General features: G+C 69.7%; 17 protein-coding genes and 1 pseudogene. 12 read left to right on the top strand and 6 right to left on the bottom strand.

Going from position 1 to position 18832, the window contains the following annotated elements:
• Positions 1-368: 368 nt before the first annotated feature.
• From ACFYP0_RS32750 to ACFYP0_RS32740, 3 genes and pseudogenes are all read left to right on the top strand, one after another.
• Positions 369-3368, top strand: a complete 3000-nt coding sequence (locus ACFYP0_RS32750) for an SGNH/GDSL hydrolase family protein (protein WP_386998489.1) — start codon at positions 369-371, stop codon at positions 3366-3368.
• Positions 3369-3694: 326 nt separating this feature from the next.
• A pseudogene (locus ACFYP0_RS32745) lies at positions 3695-4171 on the top strand (GDSL-type esterase/lipase family protein); the annotation flags it as partial.
• 307 nt (positions 4172-4478) lie between these two features.
• Positions 4479-5093 carry a fibronectin type III domain-containing protein gene (locus ACFYP0_RS32740; protein ID WP_386998495.1) on the top strand — a complete coding sequence of 205 codons (615 nt, stop codon included), beginning with the start codon at positions 4479-4481 and terminating at the stop codon, positions 5091-5093.
• Between the two features lie 118 nt (positions 5094-5211).
• On the opposite strand, the gene ACFYP0_RS32735 is transcribed toward ACFYP0_RS32740, so the two are convergent.
• Entirely contained in the window at positions 5212-6072 is an 861-nt protein-coding gene (locus tag ACFYP0_RS32735) for a universal stress protein (protein WP_386998488.1), read from the bottom strand.
• Between the two features lie 92 nt (positions 6073-6164).
• A complete protein-coding gene (locus ACFYP0_RS32730; protein ID WP_386998487.1) occupies positions 6165-7046 on the bottom strand; it encodes an NmrA/HSCARG family protein in 882 nt (293 codons plus the stop codon).
• Between the two features lie 84 nt (positions 7047-7130).
• Here ACFYP0_RS32730 and soxR point away from each other — a divergent pair, with 84 nt between their 5' ends.
• The 8 genes from soxR to ACFYP0_RS32690 all read left to right on the top strand — a co-directional run bounded on the left by soxR (position 7131) and on the right by ACFYP0_RS32690 (position 13815).
• Positions 7131-7610, top strand: a complete 480-nt coding sequence (gene soxR / locus ACFYP0_RS32725) for a redox-sensitive transcriptional activator SoxR (RefSeq protein ID WP_386998486.1) — start codon at positions 7131-7133, stop codon at positions 7608-7610.
• 32 nt (positions 7611-7642) lie between these two features.
• Positions 7643-7879, top strand: coding sequence for an HTH domain-containing protein (locus tag ACFYP0_RS32720; RefSeq protein WP_030336062.1), 237 nt, complete (start codon positions 7643-7645; stop codon positions 7877-7879).
• Entirely contained in the window at positions 7879-8457 is a 579-nt protein-coding gene (locus ACFYP0_RS32715) for a Clp protease N-terminal domain-containing protein (protein WP_386998485.1), read from the top strand. Before ACFYP0_RS32720 ends, ACFYP0_RS32715 begins: the two co-directional genes overlap by 1 nt.
• Positions 8458-8550: 93 nt before the next feature.
• Positions 8551-9555 (top strand): diacylglycerol/lipid kinase family protein, encoded by a 1005-nt coding sequence (locus ACFYP0_RS32710; RefSeq protein WP_124860077.1) that lies wholly within the window; start codon positions 8551-8553, stop codon positions 9553-9555.
• Entirely contained in the window at positions 9548-10549 is a 1002-nt protein-coding gene (locus ACFYP0_RS32705) for a YihY/virulence factor BrkB family protein (RefSeq protein WP_386998484.1), read from the top strand. Before ACFYP0_RS32710 ends, ACFYP0_RS32705 begins: the two co-directional genes overlap by 8 nt.
• Positions 10550-10619: 70 nt before the next feature.
• Positions 10620-12110 carry a phosphatase PAP2 family protein gene (locus ACFYP0_RS32700; protein WP_124860073.1) on the top strand — a complete coding sequence of 497 codons (1491 nt, stop codon included), beginning with the start codon at positions 10620-10622 and terminating at the stop codon, positions 12108-12110.
• An 11-nt stretch (positions 12111-12121) separates the two neighbouring features.
• Positions 12122-12931 (top strand): endonuclease/exonuclease/phosphatase family protein, encoded by an 810-nt coding sequence (locus ACFYP0_RS32695; RefSeq protein ID WP_356980735.1) that lies wholly within the window; start codon positions 12122-12124, stop codon positions 12929-12931.
• A gap of 65 nt (positions 12932-12996) precedes the next feature.
• Positions 12997-13815, top strand: a complete 819-nt coding sequence (locus ACFYP0_RS32690) for a hypothetical protein (protein WP_356980737.1) — start codon at positions 12997-12999, stop codon at positions 13813-13815.
• Between the two features lie 12 nt (positions 13816-13827).
• Here the strand turns inward: ACFYP0_RS32690 and ACFYP0_RS32685 are convergent, their stop codons facing one another.
• The 3 genes from ACFYP0_RS32685 to ACFYP0_RS32675 are packed head-to-tail and all read right to left on the bottom strand — an operon-like array spanning position 13828 to position 15787.
• Positions 13828-13956 carry a hypothetical protein gene (locus tag ACFYP0_RS32685; protein ID WP_279635911.1) on the bottom strand — a complete coding sequence of 43 codons (129 nt, stop codon included), beginning with the start codon at positions 13954-13956 and terminating at the stop codon, positions 13828-13830.
• Positions 13953-14828, bottom strand: a complete 876-nt coding sequence (locus ACFYP0_RS32680; protein ID WP_356980739.1) for an alpha/beta fold hydrolase — start codon at positions 14826-14828, stop codon at positions 13953-13955. The genes ACFYP0_RS32685 and ACFYP0_RS32680 overlap by 4 nt, the downstream gene beginning before the upstream one ends.
• A complete protein-coding gene (locus ACFYP0_RS32675) occupies positions 14825-15787 on the bottom strand; it encodes a TIGR03557 family F420-dependent LLM class oxidoreductase (protein WP_356980741.1) in 963 nt (320 codons plus the stop codon). The genes ACFYP0_RS32680 and ACFYP0_RS32675 overlap by 4 nt, the downstream gene beginning before the upstream one ends.
• Before the next feature lie 375 nt (positions 15788-16162).
• Here ACFYP0_RS32675 and ACFYP0_RS32670 point away from each other — a divergent pair, with 375 nt between their 5' ends.
• The gene (locus ACFYP0_RS32670) at positions 16163-17524 is read left to right on the top strand and encodes a cellulase family glycosylhydrolase (RefSeq protein ID WP_356980743.1); all 1362 of its coding nucleotides are present in this window, start codon (positions 16163-16165) and stop codon (positions 17522-17524) included.
• Positions 17525-17579: 55 nt separating this feature from the next.
• Here the strand turns inward: ACFYP0_RS32670 and ACFYP0_RS32665 are convergent, their stop codons facing one another.
• Positions 17580-17900, bottom strand: coding sequence for a DMT family transporter (locus ACFYP0_RS32665; RefSeq protein WP_112585076.1), 321 nt, complete (start codon positions 17898-17900; stop codon positions 17580-17582).
• Between the last annotated feature and the right edge of the window lie 932 nt (positions 17901-18832).

Genomic DNA, 18832 nt, shown 5'->3' with positions numbered 1-18832 from the left:
GTTCCGCTCCGGGCGTACCCGCCGGTAGGACCACCTCGGCTTGCGCTGCGTGGCGTGGCTGGGCCGGGGGAGACCAGCGGCTGTAATCGATTCGAGACTTGTGGATCTATATGTTCTACACAAAGATCATCGATGTAAAGAACTGATGACCGACAACTGACGACAGACCATCGACGGCGTACGTCGAGGCGAGCGTCAGACCGCCGAACCGCAGCTCAGCCGAGGTCAACATCCCCGGCTGGAGTACTAGCACGCAGACGAAACGGAGCACCGCCATGTTGGGTTTCGCATTTCGAACGTCTGGTATTCGGAGGTCATCGGAGGGTGGTCGAAGACGGGTGAGCCGGGCACGCCGGGGCATGTCCCTGGTGACTGCCGTCATCCTCACCGCAGGGTTGACCGCTTCGCTCAACACGTCCATGCCCGAGGCGAGCGCAGCGGCGGTGACGCCCGGAGCGCTGCCGTCGGCCTGCCTTGATGCTGACCCGAAGGCGAACGCCCCGAGGATCGTGTGGGCGAATCCGAAATTCGTGATGGGCAACATGTTCCTGGGTCTCGCGTCGGTGGTTTCCTACGCGATCACCGCGGAGAACGAGAAGGCGGACAAGGTCAAGGAGGCCGTTCGGCGGGTGGCGTACTGCTTCCCCGGCTACAACGTTGTGATCGCCCAGCCCCACAACGGCAGCACGCAACACATGACGGAGGCGTACTTCGTCACCACGATCGAATTGAGTGACACGAAGTATCGGGTGTACGTCTTCAAATCCGGCACCTTCTATCAGGCCGGTGACCTCGGCTACAAGAACTGGGGCTACAACGGATACTTCACCAAGAGCGACGATGGACGGACCGTGACCTTCACGACGCCGCCGCTTCCCGAGCGGCGCTCGGGATGGTCTTCTGGTCCGCAGTGTGAGGTGACGACCCGCGACCGGGTGGATCGCACCATCTACTACAGTCTCTACGACGGGTTGAGCAAGGACGCACAGAGCAGACACGTACGGGCACTGCTCAACGATGTGCGCACCTGCTTCCCGAACTACAACGTCATGGTGATGCACGACGAGCAATCGCACGAATGGTTGTCCCCGCCGACGTCGCAGGTGTACGCGAGTGCGTTCAGCATGCAGGACTACGACGCGAACGACTCGACCGAGGTTGGACGGCCATCCGGGGTAGCGAGCCGAGGCCGCTACGACGTTCATGTGTTCAAGACAGGCACGTTCCACAACATGGGCGACGGCGGCTGGAACAACTGGGCGTTCTACGGAAACTTCACCCGCAGCTCGGACGGCATGACGGTGGCGTTCACCGATCCGGCGACGGCCGACCTCACCTTCGACCCCATGGCCGGATTCGCCGATTCCAACTTCGATTCCGATACTCCGCAGTACACGTCGACCGCGAACGGACCGTACCCGGGATGCGGCTACACCGGGTCGGTGCCCGGCGACCGCGGGGAGCTCGTCCGGTCGCTGACCACCGAGTACCAGAAGTGCTTCCCTGACACGAACATCCTCGTCGTCAAGTCGATCGACCAGTTCTCCTTTGGTTATCTCTCGAACTTGAAACACCTCGCGAACGTGAATGGCATGACCGTCTTCGCGCTCGACGTCGGCGTGGTGAAGAACAACGGCGACGGCGGCTGGATCAACTGGGGATTCAACGGCAACTACGAACGCGACGGTGACTCCACCGTCTACTTCACCCACGGTACGCCGCCGGGCCCTCCCGTCCCCGGTCCTGATCCGACTGGCAGCGTCAGGGTGATGGTGGTGGGTGATTCGATGAGTCAGGGTGAGGAGGGCGACTGGACCTGGCGTTACCGGCTGTCGGAGTGGTTCAGGGAACAGGGCGTGGACGCCGAGTTCGTTGGCCCCTATAAGGGCACCGTGCCTGCCCGGGCACCCGGACGTAAACCGCCAACTCTGCAAGGGCAATTACCCGAGCCTGAGGACAAGTCGACACGTTTCGACGGCAAGTACGACCAGCGTATGAGCTTCGACGATGACGAACACTTCGCGATGTGGGGCCAGCAGGCAGCGATTGTCAAGAACCTGATCCAGTACCAGGTGCAGCAGCAGAAGCCTGACCTGATCCTGCTCGGCCTGGGCTTCAACGATCTGGGCTGGTCCGTCACCGACGCCCAGGGGACCCTGGACAGCACGAAAACGTTGGTCGACGAAGCCCGCAAAGCCAATCCCAACATCAAGCTCGCGATAGCCAACGTCCCACAACGCACCCTGCTGAACGTCAACAGACAGCTACCCGACAAGACCAATGACTACAACTCCCGGCTGGCCCAGGCGATCCCGACCTGGCACACCAACCAGTCACCAGTGAAGCTAGTCAAATGGCGCGAAAACTATGACTGCGGACCCACCAGCTGCCCCGCCGGCTACGACGGACTGCACCCCAACGCCACAGGCGAATACCAAATCGCCCGAGCATTCACCGAAACCCTGCACAACGACTTCGGATACGGCACCAAACCCCTCGACATCCCCACCACCATCCCCAACCGACCCACCCCCACACCCGCCGGAGTCACCGCCGGCGAAGGCCCTCAAGGCGTCACCGTCAACTGGAACAGGGTCTTCGGCGCCCACGGATACACCGTCCGCTCCCGACTGGTCGGCGCCACCACCTGGAACGAATCCCGCGTACAGGCCAACCGCCACGAAACCCTCTCCGTCAAAGGCCTGACCTGGGAATACCAGGTCCGCACCGACAACGGCGACACCGACGACCAAAAATCCGCCTGGTCACCCATCAGAACCGCGACAGCCAACCCGACGGCACCTGCCGGACCCACCGGAATCATCACGCAGCCCACCGCCACCGGCTTTACCATCACCTGGGGCGTACCCACCAACGCGGGCGCCATCGAACGCTACGAAGTCCTCTACTGGGACCAGGACACCCCCAACGCCATCCTCTCCAGCACCGGCATCAAAGGCTTCTCCGCCCGCATCGACGGCCTCAAGCCCAACCACCGCTACATCATCGCGGTAGCCAGCTGGAACACCACCGGCTCCGGCGTCCCCAACCCCGCACGCCCCATCAGGGTCGGCACCACAACCCCCACCGCACCCACCGGCCTACAGATCAACTCCCTCGACGCCAACACCGTCCAACTCACCTGGACCAAAAACGACACAGCCGCCGGCTACCGCGTCTGGACCCGCGACCTCACCAACGGCAGCCCCCTGACCCCAAGCGACCAAACATTCACCGAACCCACCCACGGCATCGCCTACCTAACCTCAGGCTTCTGGAACTACGAATACTGCGTCACCTCCATCAACGGCACCCTCGAATCAGCCCGAACCACCTGCGTGACCCCCACACGACCAGCCGGCAGTTGACCGTCACACCTTGACCACAACCAAAAGCTGGGCCCCGGAACCGTCACCACGGCTCCGGGGCCCAGCCGGGTCTGTGGATCTAAAGGTGTTTCCGGCCTGACCGGCTCGCAGCGCTACCCCGACCGCTGACCTGAACCAAAACCCCGCCCCTGCAACAGGATCGAGGAACCCGGCCACGCGCCGGGCCACAACCATGCCCAACGGCAAGAACCTCGTCAGCAACGACCAGAACAACCAAGATCAATCACTGATGAAAGACCGAGGCTAAAGAAGCAACCGGCCCGGTCCCGCCGCGTTTGCAAGGGGCTCCTGCCCCCGTGGAGGGCATGCCCCGCACCTGGGGTGGGTACGCTGCGGGTGCGTCGGCCTTCGACCCTCACCACTTCGCGGTCTGGGGCCGTCAAGCGGCCCAGGTCAAGAATGAAATTTATGCGCAGGTAGCGGAGCGCAAGCCCGACCTGCTCCTGGTGGGGCTGGGTTTCAACGACCTGGGCTGGGTCGTCGACAACCCCGAGGGGACCATCGCCAGCATGAGGACGCTGGTGAGCGAGGCTCGTGCCGCCAACCCCAACATCAAGTTGGCCCTGGCCAACGTCCCTCAACGCACCCGGCTCGGTATCAACCCGAACCTGCCAGCCACCACCGATCGCTACAACACACTGCTGGCCACCTCGATCCCGACGTGGAGCACCAGCCAGTCCCCTGTGGCGTTGGTCAACTGGCGCGCGAACTACGCCTGCGAGCCCGGCAGCTGTCCGGACGGCTACGACGGGCTACACCCCAACGCCCGGGGCGAGTTCAAGATCGCCCAGGCGTTCCAACGCACCCTCGTCAACAACTTCCGCATCGGGACCAGCGTGCCCGCCATCCCCAGCACCATTCCAGCGCGGCCCACTCCCGTGCCGAGGAACGTCGTCGTCGAGCCCGGCCCCCAGGGCCTCAAGGCGACGTGGGATGCGGTCTTCGGTGCCCACGGATACACCGTCCGGTCCCGTTTTGTCGGCTCCGCGAACTGGGGTGAGTCCAGGGCGGCGGCCAACCGTCACGACACGCTCTCTGTCCATGGCGTGAAGTGGGAATACCAGGTCCGCACCGACAACGGCGACACCGATGACCAGAAATCCGCTTGGACGTCCCCGACGGCGCCCATGGTGGCGAGCCCGACGGCCCTTCCGGGCCCGTTCCCGATCGTCACGCGGGCCAGCAGCACCGGCTTCGACATCACCTGGGGCGAAACCGTCGGGGTGGTCGAACGTTTCGGGGTCATCTACTGGGACCAGGACGACCCGGGCGCAATCCTCAGCTCCGTCGGAATCAGGGGGTCAGGCGGCCCATATCGACGGTCTGAAAGTCGGCCACCGCTATCTCGTCTGGGTATCGAGTTGGGACACCAGCGGCGGCGGAGGGGTGCCGAATACCGGCGGCCCCGTCCTGGTCGGCGGAGGAACTCCCGCAGCGCCGAGCGGCCTGAAGGCCGTTGTCATCGACGCCTCAAGCGTCAAGCTCGACTGGAACAAATCCACCGATGCGGCTGGCTATCGCGTCTGGGCTCGCAACCTCGGCAATGGCGACGAGGAGGATGTGAGTCCCCGGACCATCATGGATACCACCTGGGGCGTCGGGTTCCTGGTCGCCGGCGCCATGAACTACGAATTCTGCGTCACCGCCGTCAACGGTGCATTGGAGAGCGCCAAGACCACCTGCACGAGGCCCGTCCGGTCCTGACCGTTGTGCTGTGGCGCGGTCGGGTGACCGCGCCACAGCCACGCGACTACGAATGGTTCGCCCCCTGTCGGCCCTCGTTGAAACCGGACGTTCGCCGTCGCGGCTGATGGCACCCGGGTCAGGGCCGTTGGTTCGGTGCCGGACGAGTGTCGGGCCCGGTCAGCGGCGCCTCGGCCAGGCCGCGGACGACGACCACCGGGGCTGGGGAGTGGTAGAGCAGGGACTGGGCGACCGCGCCCAGCATGGCCCGGCCCGGTTCGTCGCCGCGGGCGGCGACCAGCGCCACCTGCGCGTTGCGGGAGGTGTCGATCAGCACCTCGGCGGGGTCACCGCGTACCACGCGACACTCGGTCGGCACGGTGTTCTCGCGGCCGGTGTGCCGGGCCAGTGCCTCGGTGAGTTGCTCGGTGACCGCGTCGGTGTCCTCGTCGTACTCCACCACCCGCAGGGCCAGCAGTCGGGCGTTGCGGCGGTTCGCGCACTCCAGGGCCCACCGCAGGGCGAGGTGTGAGCTGGGCGAGCCGTCCACCCCCACCAGCACCGGGCCCTGTGGCGCTGGCTCACGCCGGACCACCAGCAGGGGGCAGCCGGCGCGTGCGGCCAACTGCACGGCGGTCGTCTCGGCCGGAACGCACTGGCCGCTGCCCGCCATGCCGCTGTCGCCGACGGCCAGCAGGAAGGTGCCCTCCGAGCGGCGGATGAGGGTGGGCAGCACGGAGCTCTCGACGATCTCCCCGCGTACGGTCAGCCCCGGCTCGGTCTGGTGGGCGAGCTGGGCGGCGCGGGTGATCAGTTTTTCGGCCTGGTCGCGGGGTGCGGCGACGGTGTCCGCGGCGAAGGCCGCGCTCCAGTCGAAGGTGTGCAGCAGGTGCAGTGGCCGGCCGTGGTCGGCGGCCTCCTGCGCGGCCTGTTCGACGACCGGAAGGTCGAGTTCCGACCCGAGGCCGACCAGCACCGCTGCGTCGGCGGGTGCGGCCATCCGATATCACCTCCCGGGCGTCGCGCCCGGCACGACCAAGCTGTCCTGACCCGAGGGTAGTCGGATGAGCACGGCGGCGCGGCGTCGTTGCGTTATCGCCCGCTCGCCCGGCTGGAGAGGACCCGATCCCAGTCGACGGCGCGGGCCCAGTCGGCGTAGCGGTGCCAGGCGACCTCGGGGTGCGCGGCGTGCAGGGCGTCGACGTCGACGAAGTCGGTGTTGTCCTCGAAGCGCTGGAACATGTCGGCGATCTCATCGCCGGCCCACTGCCGGACCTGGTGCAGCGGCAGTTGCTGGTACGGGATCTCGCGGCCGAGCACGTCGCTGAGGATGCGGGCCGCCTCCTCGCCGGTCACCCGGTCGGAGACGACATCAATGCGCTCGCCGACGAACCGCTCGGGGTGCTCGATGGCGTGCACGGCGAGGCTGGCGATGTCCCGGACGGTGACCTGGTCCAGCGGCTTGCCGGGGGAGAGCGGGTTGGCCAGGATGCCGTCGTTGAGGCGGCTGAACCCGGTGTTCAGGACGTTCTCCATGAAGTACACCGGTCCGAGGACGGTCGCGCGTACCTGCTGCCTGCGCAGGTACGCCTCGACGTGCTGTTTGCTGTCGGCGTGGTCGATGTCGGTCTCGACCATCCGGTCGGCGCCCCGGACCGAGGAGTAGACGAGGTGCGCCTCGGCCGCCGCGTCGACCAGGAGGCGGCCCTGGGCGACCTCCTCGTCCTTCCCGCCGGTTCCGAACGGTACGGACAGCCCGAAGACCGCGTCGACACCGTGGGCGGCGTCGGCGAGCGCTACCGGGTCGCCCAGGTCACCGACGGCGAGCCGTGCTCCGGCGGCGGACAGTGCCCGGGCGGGCGGCGACTCGGGTGAGCGCACGTAGGCGACGACGTCGTGGCCGTGCTGGAGCAGCAGGTCGGCGACGGCACCGCCCTGCCGCCCGGTGGCGCCGATGACGAGAACGGTGGTCACGGGAGGGCTCCTTGTTCGCGGTTCGGGGACGCCGCTGATCCTCTGGCCTCAACCATGGTTGAGGTCAAGCGGTACCGTCGATCAATGCCAAGGCCCCGCACCACGTTTCACGAACTCACCGTCGGGCAGGTCGCCGACCGCAGCGGTGTCGCCATCTCCGCGCTGCACTTCTACGAGCGCAAGGGCCTCATCCGCAGCACGCGGACGGCGGGCAACCAGCGCCGGTACAGCCGCGACACCTTGCGGCGGGTCGCGTTCATCCGGGCCTCCCAGCACGTCGGCATCTCGCTGACGGCGATCCGCGACGCACTGGACCAACTGCCCAGCGAACGCACCCCGACCCCCGACGACTGGGCCCGGCTGTCGGCGGCCTGGCGTACCGAACTCGACGCGCGCATCGCGCAGTTGCAGGCGCTCCGCGACGACCTCAGCGAGTGCATCGGCTGCGGCTGTCTGTCGTTGCGGGTCTGCCATCTGACCAATCCACGGGATGTGCTCGGTCGTGAGGGCGCCGGAGCACGCCGGTTGCTGTCGCCGCGAACCGATCGCGTCAACCAGGGTTGACATGTGCGTTGTTGTCAACGTATGTTGACGGCATGAGTCAGGCGACAGAACTCGCGGCGGCAGCCGGCAGCACCGACCCCCGGGTCGGGCTGCGCGCCGTCCGCGCGCTACGCCGGCTGCTCGAGCGGCTCGAGGTGGTCCAGGTGGACAACGCCCGTCGACAGGGCTGGTCCTGGCAGGAGATCGCCGACACGCTCGAGGTCAGCCGGCAGGCAGTGCACAAGAAGCACGCCGGGCGACCGGCGGTCAACTCATCCTGGGAGGCGTGATGTTCGAACGGTTCACCGACCGGGCACGCGACGTGGTGCGACGGGCGCTGGAGGAGGCGCGGGTCGAGGGCCAGCGCCCGGTCGGCACCGAGCACCTGCTGCTCGCCCTGCTCGCCGACGAGGCCGGGCTGGCCAGCCGGGTGCTCGCCGACGCCGGGGTACGCGCCGACGACCTGCGCGAACGCATCCACCGGCACACCGCCAGCGGCGGCGCGGGCCTCGGTGACGCGGACGCGGCGGCGCTGCGGGAGATCGGCATCGACCTGGCCGCGATCGTCGCCCGCATCGAGCAGTCCTTCGGCCCGGACGCGCTACGGGAGGCGGTGCCGGCGCCGCGCCGCCGCTGGGGGCGTAAGCGGTACCTCGGCGGCCCGTTCTCGCCCCGCTCGAAGAAGGTGCTGGAGCTGTCCCTGCGGGAGGCCCTGCGCCTGCGCCACCGCCACATCGGCACCGAGCACATCCTGCTCGGGGTGCTCCGGGAGGGCAACGGGCTGGGGGCGTTGGTGCTCACCGAGTCCGGGGTGGACCTCGACGATCTGCGCCGGCGGGTGGAGATCGCACTGCGGGCGGCGGCCTGACGGGTGGGGCCGGGTTGAAACCTGTCTGTGGCACTTCCGACGCGCGCCGGTCGCCGGGTCGCTGAAGCCGTCCGGGTGCTGCACACTGACGCCGTGGATGCTGGAGAGGACAGGCGGCCCTCGGGCGGCGACGGCGGGTTGCGCTCCGCGGTGGTGGTCAACCCGGTCAAGGTCGACGATCTCGACGAGTTGCGTCGTACCGTCGACGACGCCCTGACCGCGGCCGGCTGGCCCGCGCCGCAGTGGTACGAGACGACCGCCGACGACCCGGGTCGCGGCCAGACCGAGCAGGCCGTCAAGGCCGGCGTCGACCTGGTCTTCGCCTGCGGGGGCGACGGCACCGTGATGTCCTGCGTCAGCGGGTTGGTCGGCACCGATGTCGCCCTCGCAGTGCTGCCGCAGGGCACCGGCAACCTGCTCGCCGCCAACCTGGGGCTCTCCACCGACCTGGCCGCCGGGTTGCAGGTCGCCGTCGAACGCGGCCGACGGCTGCTCGACGTCGGCGCTGTCGAGGACAAGTACTTCACCGTGATGGCCGGCATGGGCTTCGACGCCCAGATGCTCGAAGCCACCAACGAGACCACCAAGGCCCGCATCGGCTGGCCGGCGTACGTGATGGGTGCCGCCCGCCACCTACGGGACCGGCCGATGCGGGTGCAGATCCGCATCGACGACCGGCCGCCGGTGCGCCGCCGGGCCCGTTCGGTCCTGATTGCCAATGTCGGCCGCCTGCAGGGCGGCGTGACCCTGCTGACCGAGGCCGAGCCGGACGACGGCTGGCTCGACGTCGCCGTTCTCACCCCGCGCAACCTGCGGCACTGGCTCGCGCTCGGCTGGGCGGTGATCCGCCGCAGCGGCCAGGTGCCACAGCTGGAGGTTTTCCGGGGCCGGCGGGTGGTGGTCACCAGCAACCGGGCGCAGCCTCGGGAGTTGGACGGCGACCTGATTCCCCCGGGCCGGCAGCTGCGGGCGGAGATCCGGCCGCAGGCGCTCTGGCTCTGCGTCCCCCAGCCCGAGGACGCCCCCGACCTGGCCGTCGACGCGCAAGGTGCCGGGGAGCGGGGCGAGCAGCTGATCGAGGAAGCACACCGTGAGTAGCACGCGGATCGTGCCGGAGACCCGGCTGATGGCCGACGAGGAGCTGTCCGCCGACGACGCCTGGCACACACTGCGCGGGCAGGGTGGCTGGCACCTGCTGCGGGACGCCTTCATCCGGTTCCGTTACGGCGACGGGTTCAGCCACTCCCGCGCCTTCGCGCTGCAACTCTGCCTCGCCGTGGTGCCGTTCCTGATCGCCCTCACCGGCCTGATCAGCGAGCTGGGCGTCCGGGAGGGCGGCCAGGTGGTCGCCGACACCGTCCTGGCGCTCACTCCCGGCCAGAGCGAGCAGATGGTCTCCGAACTGCTCGGTGAGGGCGAACGCGTCGAGGACGCGGGAGAGCTGGCGCTCACCCTCGGTCTGCTCACCGGCCTGTTCGCGCTCACCACCACGATGGCCCAGATCGAGCGGGGTGCCAACCGCATCTACGGCGTCGAGCGGGACCGTCCGGCGCTGCAGAAATACCTTCGGGCCGCCGTGCTGGCTGTCACCGCCGGCGTGCCGGCTCTCGCCGGCTTCCTGATCCTGGTCGGCGGCGGTGCGGTAGGTGACTCGGTCCGCGAACACTACGAGTGGGGCGAACTCGCCAACGGCATCTGGGACGTGATCCGCTTTCCGCTGAGCCTCGCGCTGACCGTCGTCGCCGTCGCCGTGCTGTTCCGACACGCGCCGCGCCGCAACCAGCCAGGCCTGTCCTGGCTGCTGTTCGGCGCCGGCATCGCCACGGCGCTGTGGTGGCTGGCCAGCCTGCTGCTCGCCGCGTACGTGCGGTTCAGTGACGATTTCGGGCAGACCTACGGCGCCCTGACCGGCATGATGGCGCTGCTGCTCTGGGCCAACCTGACCGGGATGGCGCTCTTCGGCGGGCTGTCCTTCGCCGCGCAACTGGAGGCGCTGCGCATCGGTGTGCAGGAGCCCGCCCAACCGGACCTGTGGGAGCCCGACCCGGACCGCGCCGAGCTGTACGACACCGGGGACATGTCGGCGCTCTAGCGGCACCGGCGTGTACGTGTGACGCGGATCGGGTAAAAGCGCCTCGCCAGACAGACAAGGGAGGTGCGGGGTGACCGCGGTCAAAGAGGTGGCACGGCGCCCGATCGGGCATTTTGCCGAACGGAGCATCGCCGGCCTGGTGGCCGTCACCGGCGCCGGGGTGGCCTTCGGGCTGCTGTTGTTGCTCGTCCGGGTGCAGTGGAGCCCGTTGGAGGATGTCGACCGCGGGCTCGCCGAGTGGTTCAACGGGCTCGTCGCCCCGCACCACGCACTGGTCACCGTGCTCCAGGCGGTGACGGACCTGGGCGGCCGGCCGATCCTCATCTGGCTGGTCACCATCGCCGTGGTCGGGCTGCTGATCCGGCGGCAACCCCGACTCGCCGTCTATCTGATCATCACGGGGGTCGGTGGCCTGATCCTCGACCCGTCACTGAAGACGCTTGTCGGCCGGCTCCGCCCGGTCGTGGACGTGCCGATCGCCAGCGCGCCCGGCAACAGCTTCCCGAGCGGGCACGCGCTCGGCTCGTTCGTCGCGTACGGAGCGCTGCTGCTGGTGTTCCTGCCGGCGATGGCGCCCCGCTGGCGCAAGCCGGCCATCGTCGGCGTCGGTGTGCTGGTGGCACTGGTCGGACTGACCCGGATTGCGCTGGGTGTGCACTTCGTCTCCGACGTGCTGGCCGCCTGGTTGCTCGGGGCCGCCTGGCTGGGCGTCACCGCGTACGCCTTCCGACTGTGGCGGCGGGAGCGGGGGCGGCCGGTGCCTCCGCTGACCGAGGGCCTGGAGCCCGAGGCGGGGCACGACATCGCCCCCGCCCCGGCCGAGGAACATGTGCTGGCCCACCCCCGCTCGGCGGTGGCCGAGCTGCTGGTCGGCTGGGTGATCGTGTTCGGGGCGCTGTACGGCTTCGGCACGTACGTCAGCTACCACGCCAAGGGCACCTTCTTCGACACCCTCGACACCAAGGTGCCGCAGTGGTTCGCCGAGCGGCACACCGAGGTGCTGACCGACGTCAGCTGGTGGTGGAGCAAGTTCGGCGACACCCATGCCATCCTGCTGATCTCGCTGGTGTTCTGCCCGCTGGTGCTGGCGGTGTGGCGGCGCTGGCGCCCGGTGCTCTTCGTGGCGCTGGCGATGGTGGGGGAGTTGACCCTCTTCCTCTCGTCGGCCCGCGCGGTCGACCGGCCGCGTCCGCCGGTGGAGAACCTGGACGGGCAGATGCCCACCTCGTCGTTCCCGTCCGGGCACATCGCGGCCACGATCTGCGTCTGGCTGGCAATCACCGTCATCGTGTTCCCGCGTACCGACCGGTGGTGGCGTTGGATCTTCGTGGCGCTGGCCGTGATCATGCCGGTCGGGGTGGCCACCTCCCGGATGTACCGGGGGATGCACCACCCCACCGACTTCATGGGCGCGATCCTGCTGTCCGCGCTCTGGATCGGCTTGCTCTATCTGGTGATCCGACCGAACGAGGACCTGAAGGAAGGCAACCAACCGGCCATCGAGTCGGAGGACGTGGACACCCTCGACGACGAGCTGGCGCGGGCCGGCCGAGCCGACTAGGCGCCGCCGTCGTGCTGCGGTTGATGACGTGGAACATCCGCACCGGCGGTCGGGATCGTGGCGGCCTCGACCGGCTGGATCAGGTGGTCCAGGTCGTCGACGAGCAGGCACCGGACGTGCTGGCCCTGCAGGAGTTGCGCGGCTTCGACCGGGACGGGCTGATGGCCGCCATGGCGGGCCGGGTGGGGATGACGCCCCACCTGGCCCGGTCCTGCTGCGGGCAGCCGGTGGCCGTGCTGGTCCGGCCGCCGTACCGGGTCGTCGACGCCGGGTCGGTGCGTCGTCCGTTCCACCACGCCGCCGCCCGCGTCGTGGTGGCCACGTCCGCCGGCCCGTTCACCGTGCTGGGCACCCACCTCTACCCGTACTCCGGGGGTCGGCGGCGGATGGAGGTCGACTGGTTGGTCGCCGCGATGCGCCGCAGCGAGGGGCCGCTGACGCTGGTCACTGGTGACCTCAACTCGCTCGACCCGACCGTCGACCACACGGCCCGGCTGGCCGGCATGCCCACCCTCTACCGGCGGCGGCACCTGCGTCGCTCCGGCGGCGCCGTGGACACCCGCGCGATCGCCCGGCTGCTCGCGGCCGGCCTGGTGGACCTCTGGACGTCCGGCAACATCGACGCGCCGGAGACCGAGGGCCACACCGTGCCCACCCGGCTCGGCGGGGCCGAGTTCGCCGGAATGCGGTTGGACTACCTGCTCGGCAGCCCGGCGGTGGCGCAGCGCGCGCACGACTGTCGGGTGATCCGCGGTGGCGCGGCGGCCACCGCCTCCGACCACTATCCGCTGCTCACCACGCTGGAGCTGTCTCCCGGCTGACGCCGCCGTCGGCTCGCGCGGCCGGTGCCACCCCGGGCGTGGCGCGGGCCGATTACCGTGCCACCGTGACCGACCGCCGCACCCTCCGCTCGCCGCTGCCCGGTCCGCCGAACGATCACCGGGCCGCGCCACCGGGGGCTCGTCTGGCCGCCGACCCGCCGGTCTCGGGCAGAGCGCAGCCGGCCGCCGTCGCGCCTCCGCTCGTCGCGGCCGTCGCGCGTGGTGTGGCGCTGGTCGTGGTGCTGCCGGTACGCCTGCTCTGGGAGCTGATCGTGGCTGCCGGCCGACTGCTGCACCGGTACCTGCTCCGCCCGGTCGGCCGGTTCCTGTCCCGCTGGCTGCTGGCCCCACTGGCCTGGCTGCTGCACCGGCTGGTCTGGCTTCCGCTGGTGTGGTGCGCCCGGCACCTGCTGTGGCTTCCGCTGGTCTGGTGCGCCCGGCACCTGCTGTGGCTCCCGTTGGTGTGGGTCACCCGCACGGTGATCTGGCCCGCGCTGGTCTGGTTGACCCGTCATGGGCTGCGTCCGGCCCTCGTGGTCCTGGGGCGCGTGCTGGTCTGGCTCGCCAGGTACCTGGTCCTGTGGCCGCTGCGATGGTTGGGCACGGTGCTCACGCCCGTCGGTCGGCTGGTCGTCGCCGCGGTGGTCGGTGCGTGGCGGACGGCCGGCCGGGTGCTGCGACTGCTCCACCGACTGCTGCTGCGCCCCCTGCTGTCCGGAGTCCGGTGGGTCTGGTCGGTGACGGTCGTGCCGGTGGCGCGGGGCCTCAGGGCGGTGTGGCGGGCCACCGTCGCGCCCGCGGCCCGCTGGGCCCGTCGTTCGGTGCTCGACCCGGTCCGGCTGGCCGTCCGGGAGGTGCTCAACGCCCTGGGCCTGCGCCGTTGAGACGTACGGGGCTCAGAGCACCAGATTCAACAGGACGGTCAGCACCACCGACGCCACGATCGAGAAGAGGATCATCAGGAGGCAGCCGAGGCCGCCGCCGAGCGGGCGGATCTCCGTGTTGCCGAAGCGCATGATGTTCACCTGTCCGAGAGTGCGGGTTGAGGGGCGAGCAGGTGCCGGATCGTGTCCGCGACGGCAGTCGGGGCGGTCGTGACCACGTTGTGCGCGGCACCGGGAACGACCACCAGGGTCGCCTCCGGCACCAGCCGTGTCGCCTCGTCCCGCCACCGTTGCGGTACGACCGTGTCGCGATCGCCGGCCACGACGACAGTCGGCGTACTGACGCGGACGAGGTTCGCCTCGATGGCGTTGTGCACCGAGTGCGACAGCGTCGCGAGGACCCGCCAGGGCCGGGCGTTCCAGACGTCCCGCACCAGGATCGGGGCCTGCCGCGGCGCCTCGCGCAGGCTGTCCACCAGCCAACGACCGAACTGGCCCCGTCGGGACCGGGCCGCCGGGTCACTCGTCGGTCCGGCCAGCACCAGTGCGCGTACCGCGTCGGGGTGGGTCGCGGCGACCGCGGCGGCCACCTCCGCGCCGAACGAGTGCCCCAGCAGGCAGACCGGCGGCAGTTGGTACGCGGCCAGCCAGGCAGCCAGGTGGTCGGCGTGCCGGCGGACGTCGTACGTCCCCCTTGGGTGTTCGGTGAGCCCGAAGCCGGGCAGGTCCGGCACGTACACCTGATGGGTTGCGGAGAGCGCGACGGCCAGCGGGGTGAGATACCGGTGCGAGACCGCCAGGCCGTGCACGAGCACCACGGGTGGCTCCCCGGTCTCCGGGTCGGCGCTGCGGCGGGTGTGGGTGCGCAGCCCGTTGACGACCCGCCACTCGCTGGTCAGCCCGCCGGCTGGCCGGGGCGCGGCCATGGCGAGCCGCAGCTCGGCCGGCCCGAACCGGCCGACGGCGCTGCGGTGGGTCGACCCGGGCGGCCGGGGTGCCGCGCCTTGGCTCACAGCTCGCGCAACCGGGGCAGCAGTTGCTCCTGCGCCCAGTCCAGGAACATCGGCTGGGTCTCCCCGCCCACCTGGATGATCGCCACGTGGGTGAAGCCGGCGTCGACGAACTTGCGGAACGCCTCGACGTGCGCGTCCACGTCCGGACCGCAGGAGATGCCCTCGGCGACGTCCTCCTCGCGGACGAACTGGGTGGCGGCGGCGAAGGACTCCGGGCCGGGCAGGTCGGCGTTGACCTTCCACCCCATTCCGAACCAGCGGAACTGGTCGTGCACGATCTTGCGGCACTCCGCCTCGTCGGGGCCGTAGCAGATGGCCACCTGGCCGTAGCGGGGTTGGCCGGCGCCCCCGGCGTCGTCGTACATCTCGATGATGTGCCGGTCGGGTTCGGTGGAGACGAGGCCGTTGCCGTACTCGGCGGCCAGCGTCGCGGACTGTCGACCGGACGCGGCGATGGCCATCGGCACCGGCTGGTCCGGGCGGTCCCAGACGTAGGCGTCGGGCACGTCGAAGTGGTTGCCGGAGAAGGTCAGCGTCTCCCCGTTGAGCAACGGCCGGATGATCTGCAAGGCCTCCTCGAACATCTCGTGCCGCTGCTGGACGTGCGGCCAGCCGCCGACCACGTGCTCGTTCAGGTTTTCCCCGGCGCCCAGGCCGAGGGTGAAACGACCATCGGAGAGCGCCCCGATGGTGCTTGCCTTCTGTGCGACCACGGCCGGGTGGTAGCGGCGGATCGGGCAGGTCACGAAGGACATCAGCTCCGCGCGGGAGGTGGCGTGGGCGACCGCGCCGAGCACCGACCAGGCGTACGGGGAGTGGCCCTGGGAGTCCAGCCAGGGGTAGTAGTGGTCGGACACCACCAGTTGGTCGAAACCAGCCGCCTCGGCCCGTACCGCATGGTCCACCAGTTGCTTGGGCCCGGTCTGCTCGCTCATCAGGGTGTAGCCGACGCTGACCATCCTGGTGTCCCCTCTCGCTGACGGATCGTTCCCGGGATACCCCGGTGCACGGCGGTCAACCCTCCCGTCCGGTTCGGCTGCCGCAGTGCTTGACGGATCCCGGCCGCCTGCCTACCGTCGGTCTTAACCGGTTAAGAGCCGGGTGTGGCGCACATCCTGTGGTGGGGATGACCGCCCCGTGACGGCCCGCGTCCGCGTGGGCCGTTGCGGCTGTCCGGGCTGCGGGCCCCTCAACTGAACCGGTTGCGAGGACCAATCCATCGTCCTACGCTGATGCCTGCGCCGGAAGCCGGGCGCGGCTGCCGGGCTGCAGCCGCCTTCCCCTGTCACGTCCCCACCCCTGTCGGGCACCGGGGGTCCTCCCTGAGGAAGGCCATGAAGACTCGACTCTCCGCCGCCGGCGCGACCCTGCTCGCGTTGCTCGTCACCGTGCTGGCGTTCGGCCAGCCGGCACACGCCGCGGCTGGCTTCTCCGTCGCTGGCGGCAAGTTGTACGACGCCAACGGCGCCGAATTCATCATGCGCGGCGTCAACCACGCGCACACCTGGTACCCGCAGCAGACCAGTTCGTTCGCGAACGTCAAGGCGCTCGGCGCGAACACCGTGCGGGTGGTGCTCTCCAGCGGCGACCGGTGGACCCGCAACACCAACGCCGACGTCGCCAACGTCATCTCGCTCTGCAAGGCCAACCGACTGATCTGCGTGCTGGAGGTGCACGACACCACCGGGTACGGCGAGCAGAGCGGGGCGATCACCCTCGACCGCGCCGTCGACTACTGGCTCAGCCTCGCCGACGTCCTCGCCGGCCAGGAGAGGTACGTCATCGTCAACATCGGCAACGAGCCGTACGGCAACCAGAACTACGCCTCGTGGGCCACCGACAACGCCAATGCGATCAAGCGCCTGCGGGCCGGCGGGTTGACCCACACGATCATGGTGGACGCGCCGAACTGGGGGCAGGACTGGTCGTTCACGATGCGCGACAACGCCGCGTCGGTCTTCGCCGCCGACCCGGCTCGCAACACCGTGTTCTCCATCCACATGTACGGGGTGTTCGACACCGCTGCGGAGATCAGCGACTACCTGGGTCGGTTCCGCACCGCCGGGCTGCCCATCGTGGTCGGTGAGTTCGGCTTCAACCACTCCGACGGGAACCCGGACGAGGACGCCATCCTCGCGTACAGCCAGGCCAACGGGATCGGCTGGCTGGGCTGGTCGTGGAGCGGCAACGGCGGCGGCGTCGAGTATCTCGACCTGGCCACCAACTTCAATCCGGCGAGCCTGACCGACTGGGGTCAGCGCCTCTTCAACGGCGTCAACGGCATCCGGCAGACCGCCCGCGAGGCCAGCGTCTTCGGCGGCACCCCTCCACCGACGACGCCCCCGCCGACCACGCCACCCCCCACGACGCCACCCCCGACGACGCCCCCGCCGAACGGTGGCTGCACGGCGACGTACACGGTGACCAACCAGTGGCAGGGCGGCTTCCAGGGTGAGGTACGGGTGACCGCCGGCACGAGGGCGATCACCGGCTGGGCCGCCGGGTGGACCTTCGCCAACGGCCAGCGCGTCACCCAGTCCTGGAATGTGGCCCTCACCAGCAGCGGAGCCACGGTGACCGCCCGCAACACGGACTACAACGGACGGCTGGCGGCCGGGGCCAGTGCCAGCTTCGGCTTCCTCGGCAGTTGGACCGGCGCCAACAGCCTGCCGGTGGTGAGCTGCACGGCGAGCTGACCGTCGGACCGGTGGCCGGGTCCGCGCCGGACCCGGCCACCGGAAACCGCCCTGGTCAGTGCTCGCCGGCCAGGTTCACGATGACCACCCCGGCAATGATCAGTGCGATGCCGGTGAGCTTGGCGAGCCCCACCGACTCACCCAGGAAGACCGCCCCGATCGCCACGATGGCCGCGGTGCCCAGACCCGACCAGAGGGCGTACGCCACCCCCACGGGGATCTCCTTGACGGCCTGGGCCAGCAGGAGGAACGCCAGCGCGTAGCCGCCGAGGCACGCCACGGTCGGCCAGAGCCGACTGAACCCAGCGGTGCTCTTGATCAGGCTGGTCGCCACCACCTCGGCGAGGATGGCGATCCCCAGCAGCACGTACGCCATTCGTCCCCTTGGTCCTTCGTGGTCGATGAACCCGTCGCCACCCAGGCTAGTGCCGGCGATGTCCCCGCCCGGCCGGCCTGTCGACGTCGGGCCGATCCGCGGGCATCCGGCCGACCCGTCGCGTGGCGTCCGGCCGATCCGTCGTGTGGCATTTAGCGATCCGTCACGTGGCGCCCGTGCGGCCTCGGCATCTGTCACAGAACGCCTTTGGAGCTGATGTCACAAACGAATCGGTTGTGGCCACGAAGCAGACTTCGCCAACGAATCAGACCCGTTGACGAATCACACCTCGCCATCGGATTGGCCCGGCGCCCGGCGCCCAGGTGCCTGGCATCCTGCGCCCGCCCCCGGCCCGGGCATCCGGCCTCCGGCATCCGGCCCCGGCATCCGGCCCCCGGCCCCGGCATCCGGCCCCCGGCCCCGGCATCCGGCCCCGGCATCCGGCATCCGGCCCCCGGCATCCGGCATCCGGCCCCCGGCATCCGGCATCCGGCCCCCGGCATCCGGCCCCCGGCCCCGGCATCCGGCCCCCGGCCCCGGCATCCGGCCCCCGGCACCCGGCTCGGTGGTTGAATCGTTTACGGCATCAGCTCCAAAGCCGGCCCGGCACACCACACCCACCCGCGCCGCGTGTTGCGGGCCGCGTGTTGCGGTCCGCGCCGCGTGTTGCGGGCGGCGCCGCGTGTTGCGGGCGGCGCCGCGTGTTGCGGGCGGCGCCGCGTGTTGCGGGCCGCGCCGCGTGTTGCGGGCGGCGCCGCCGTTCCTCGCGCTGTGGCCCCCGGTAGTGGCGTGGGAGAGGTTCGCACGGTAGATCTTGGACACTTTCCGTTCCCCGCTGACTGTGCTGTCCCGAGACATGTGTCAAGGGGAAGTCCCGATAGATGTGTCAGGTGTTGTTGATCAGGTTGTTCGGGTGAGGCTGATGTAGGTCC

It is taken from the genome of Micromonospora arida (assembly GCF_042873195.1).
GTDB lineage: Bacteria > Actinomycetota > Actinomycetes > Mycobacteriales > Micromonosporaceae > Micromonospora > Micromonospora arida.
The sequence above is the reverse complement of the archived record's forward strand: the minus strand, read 5'-3'. Positions and strand labels throughout refer to the sequence as shown.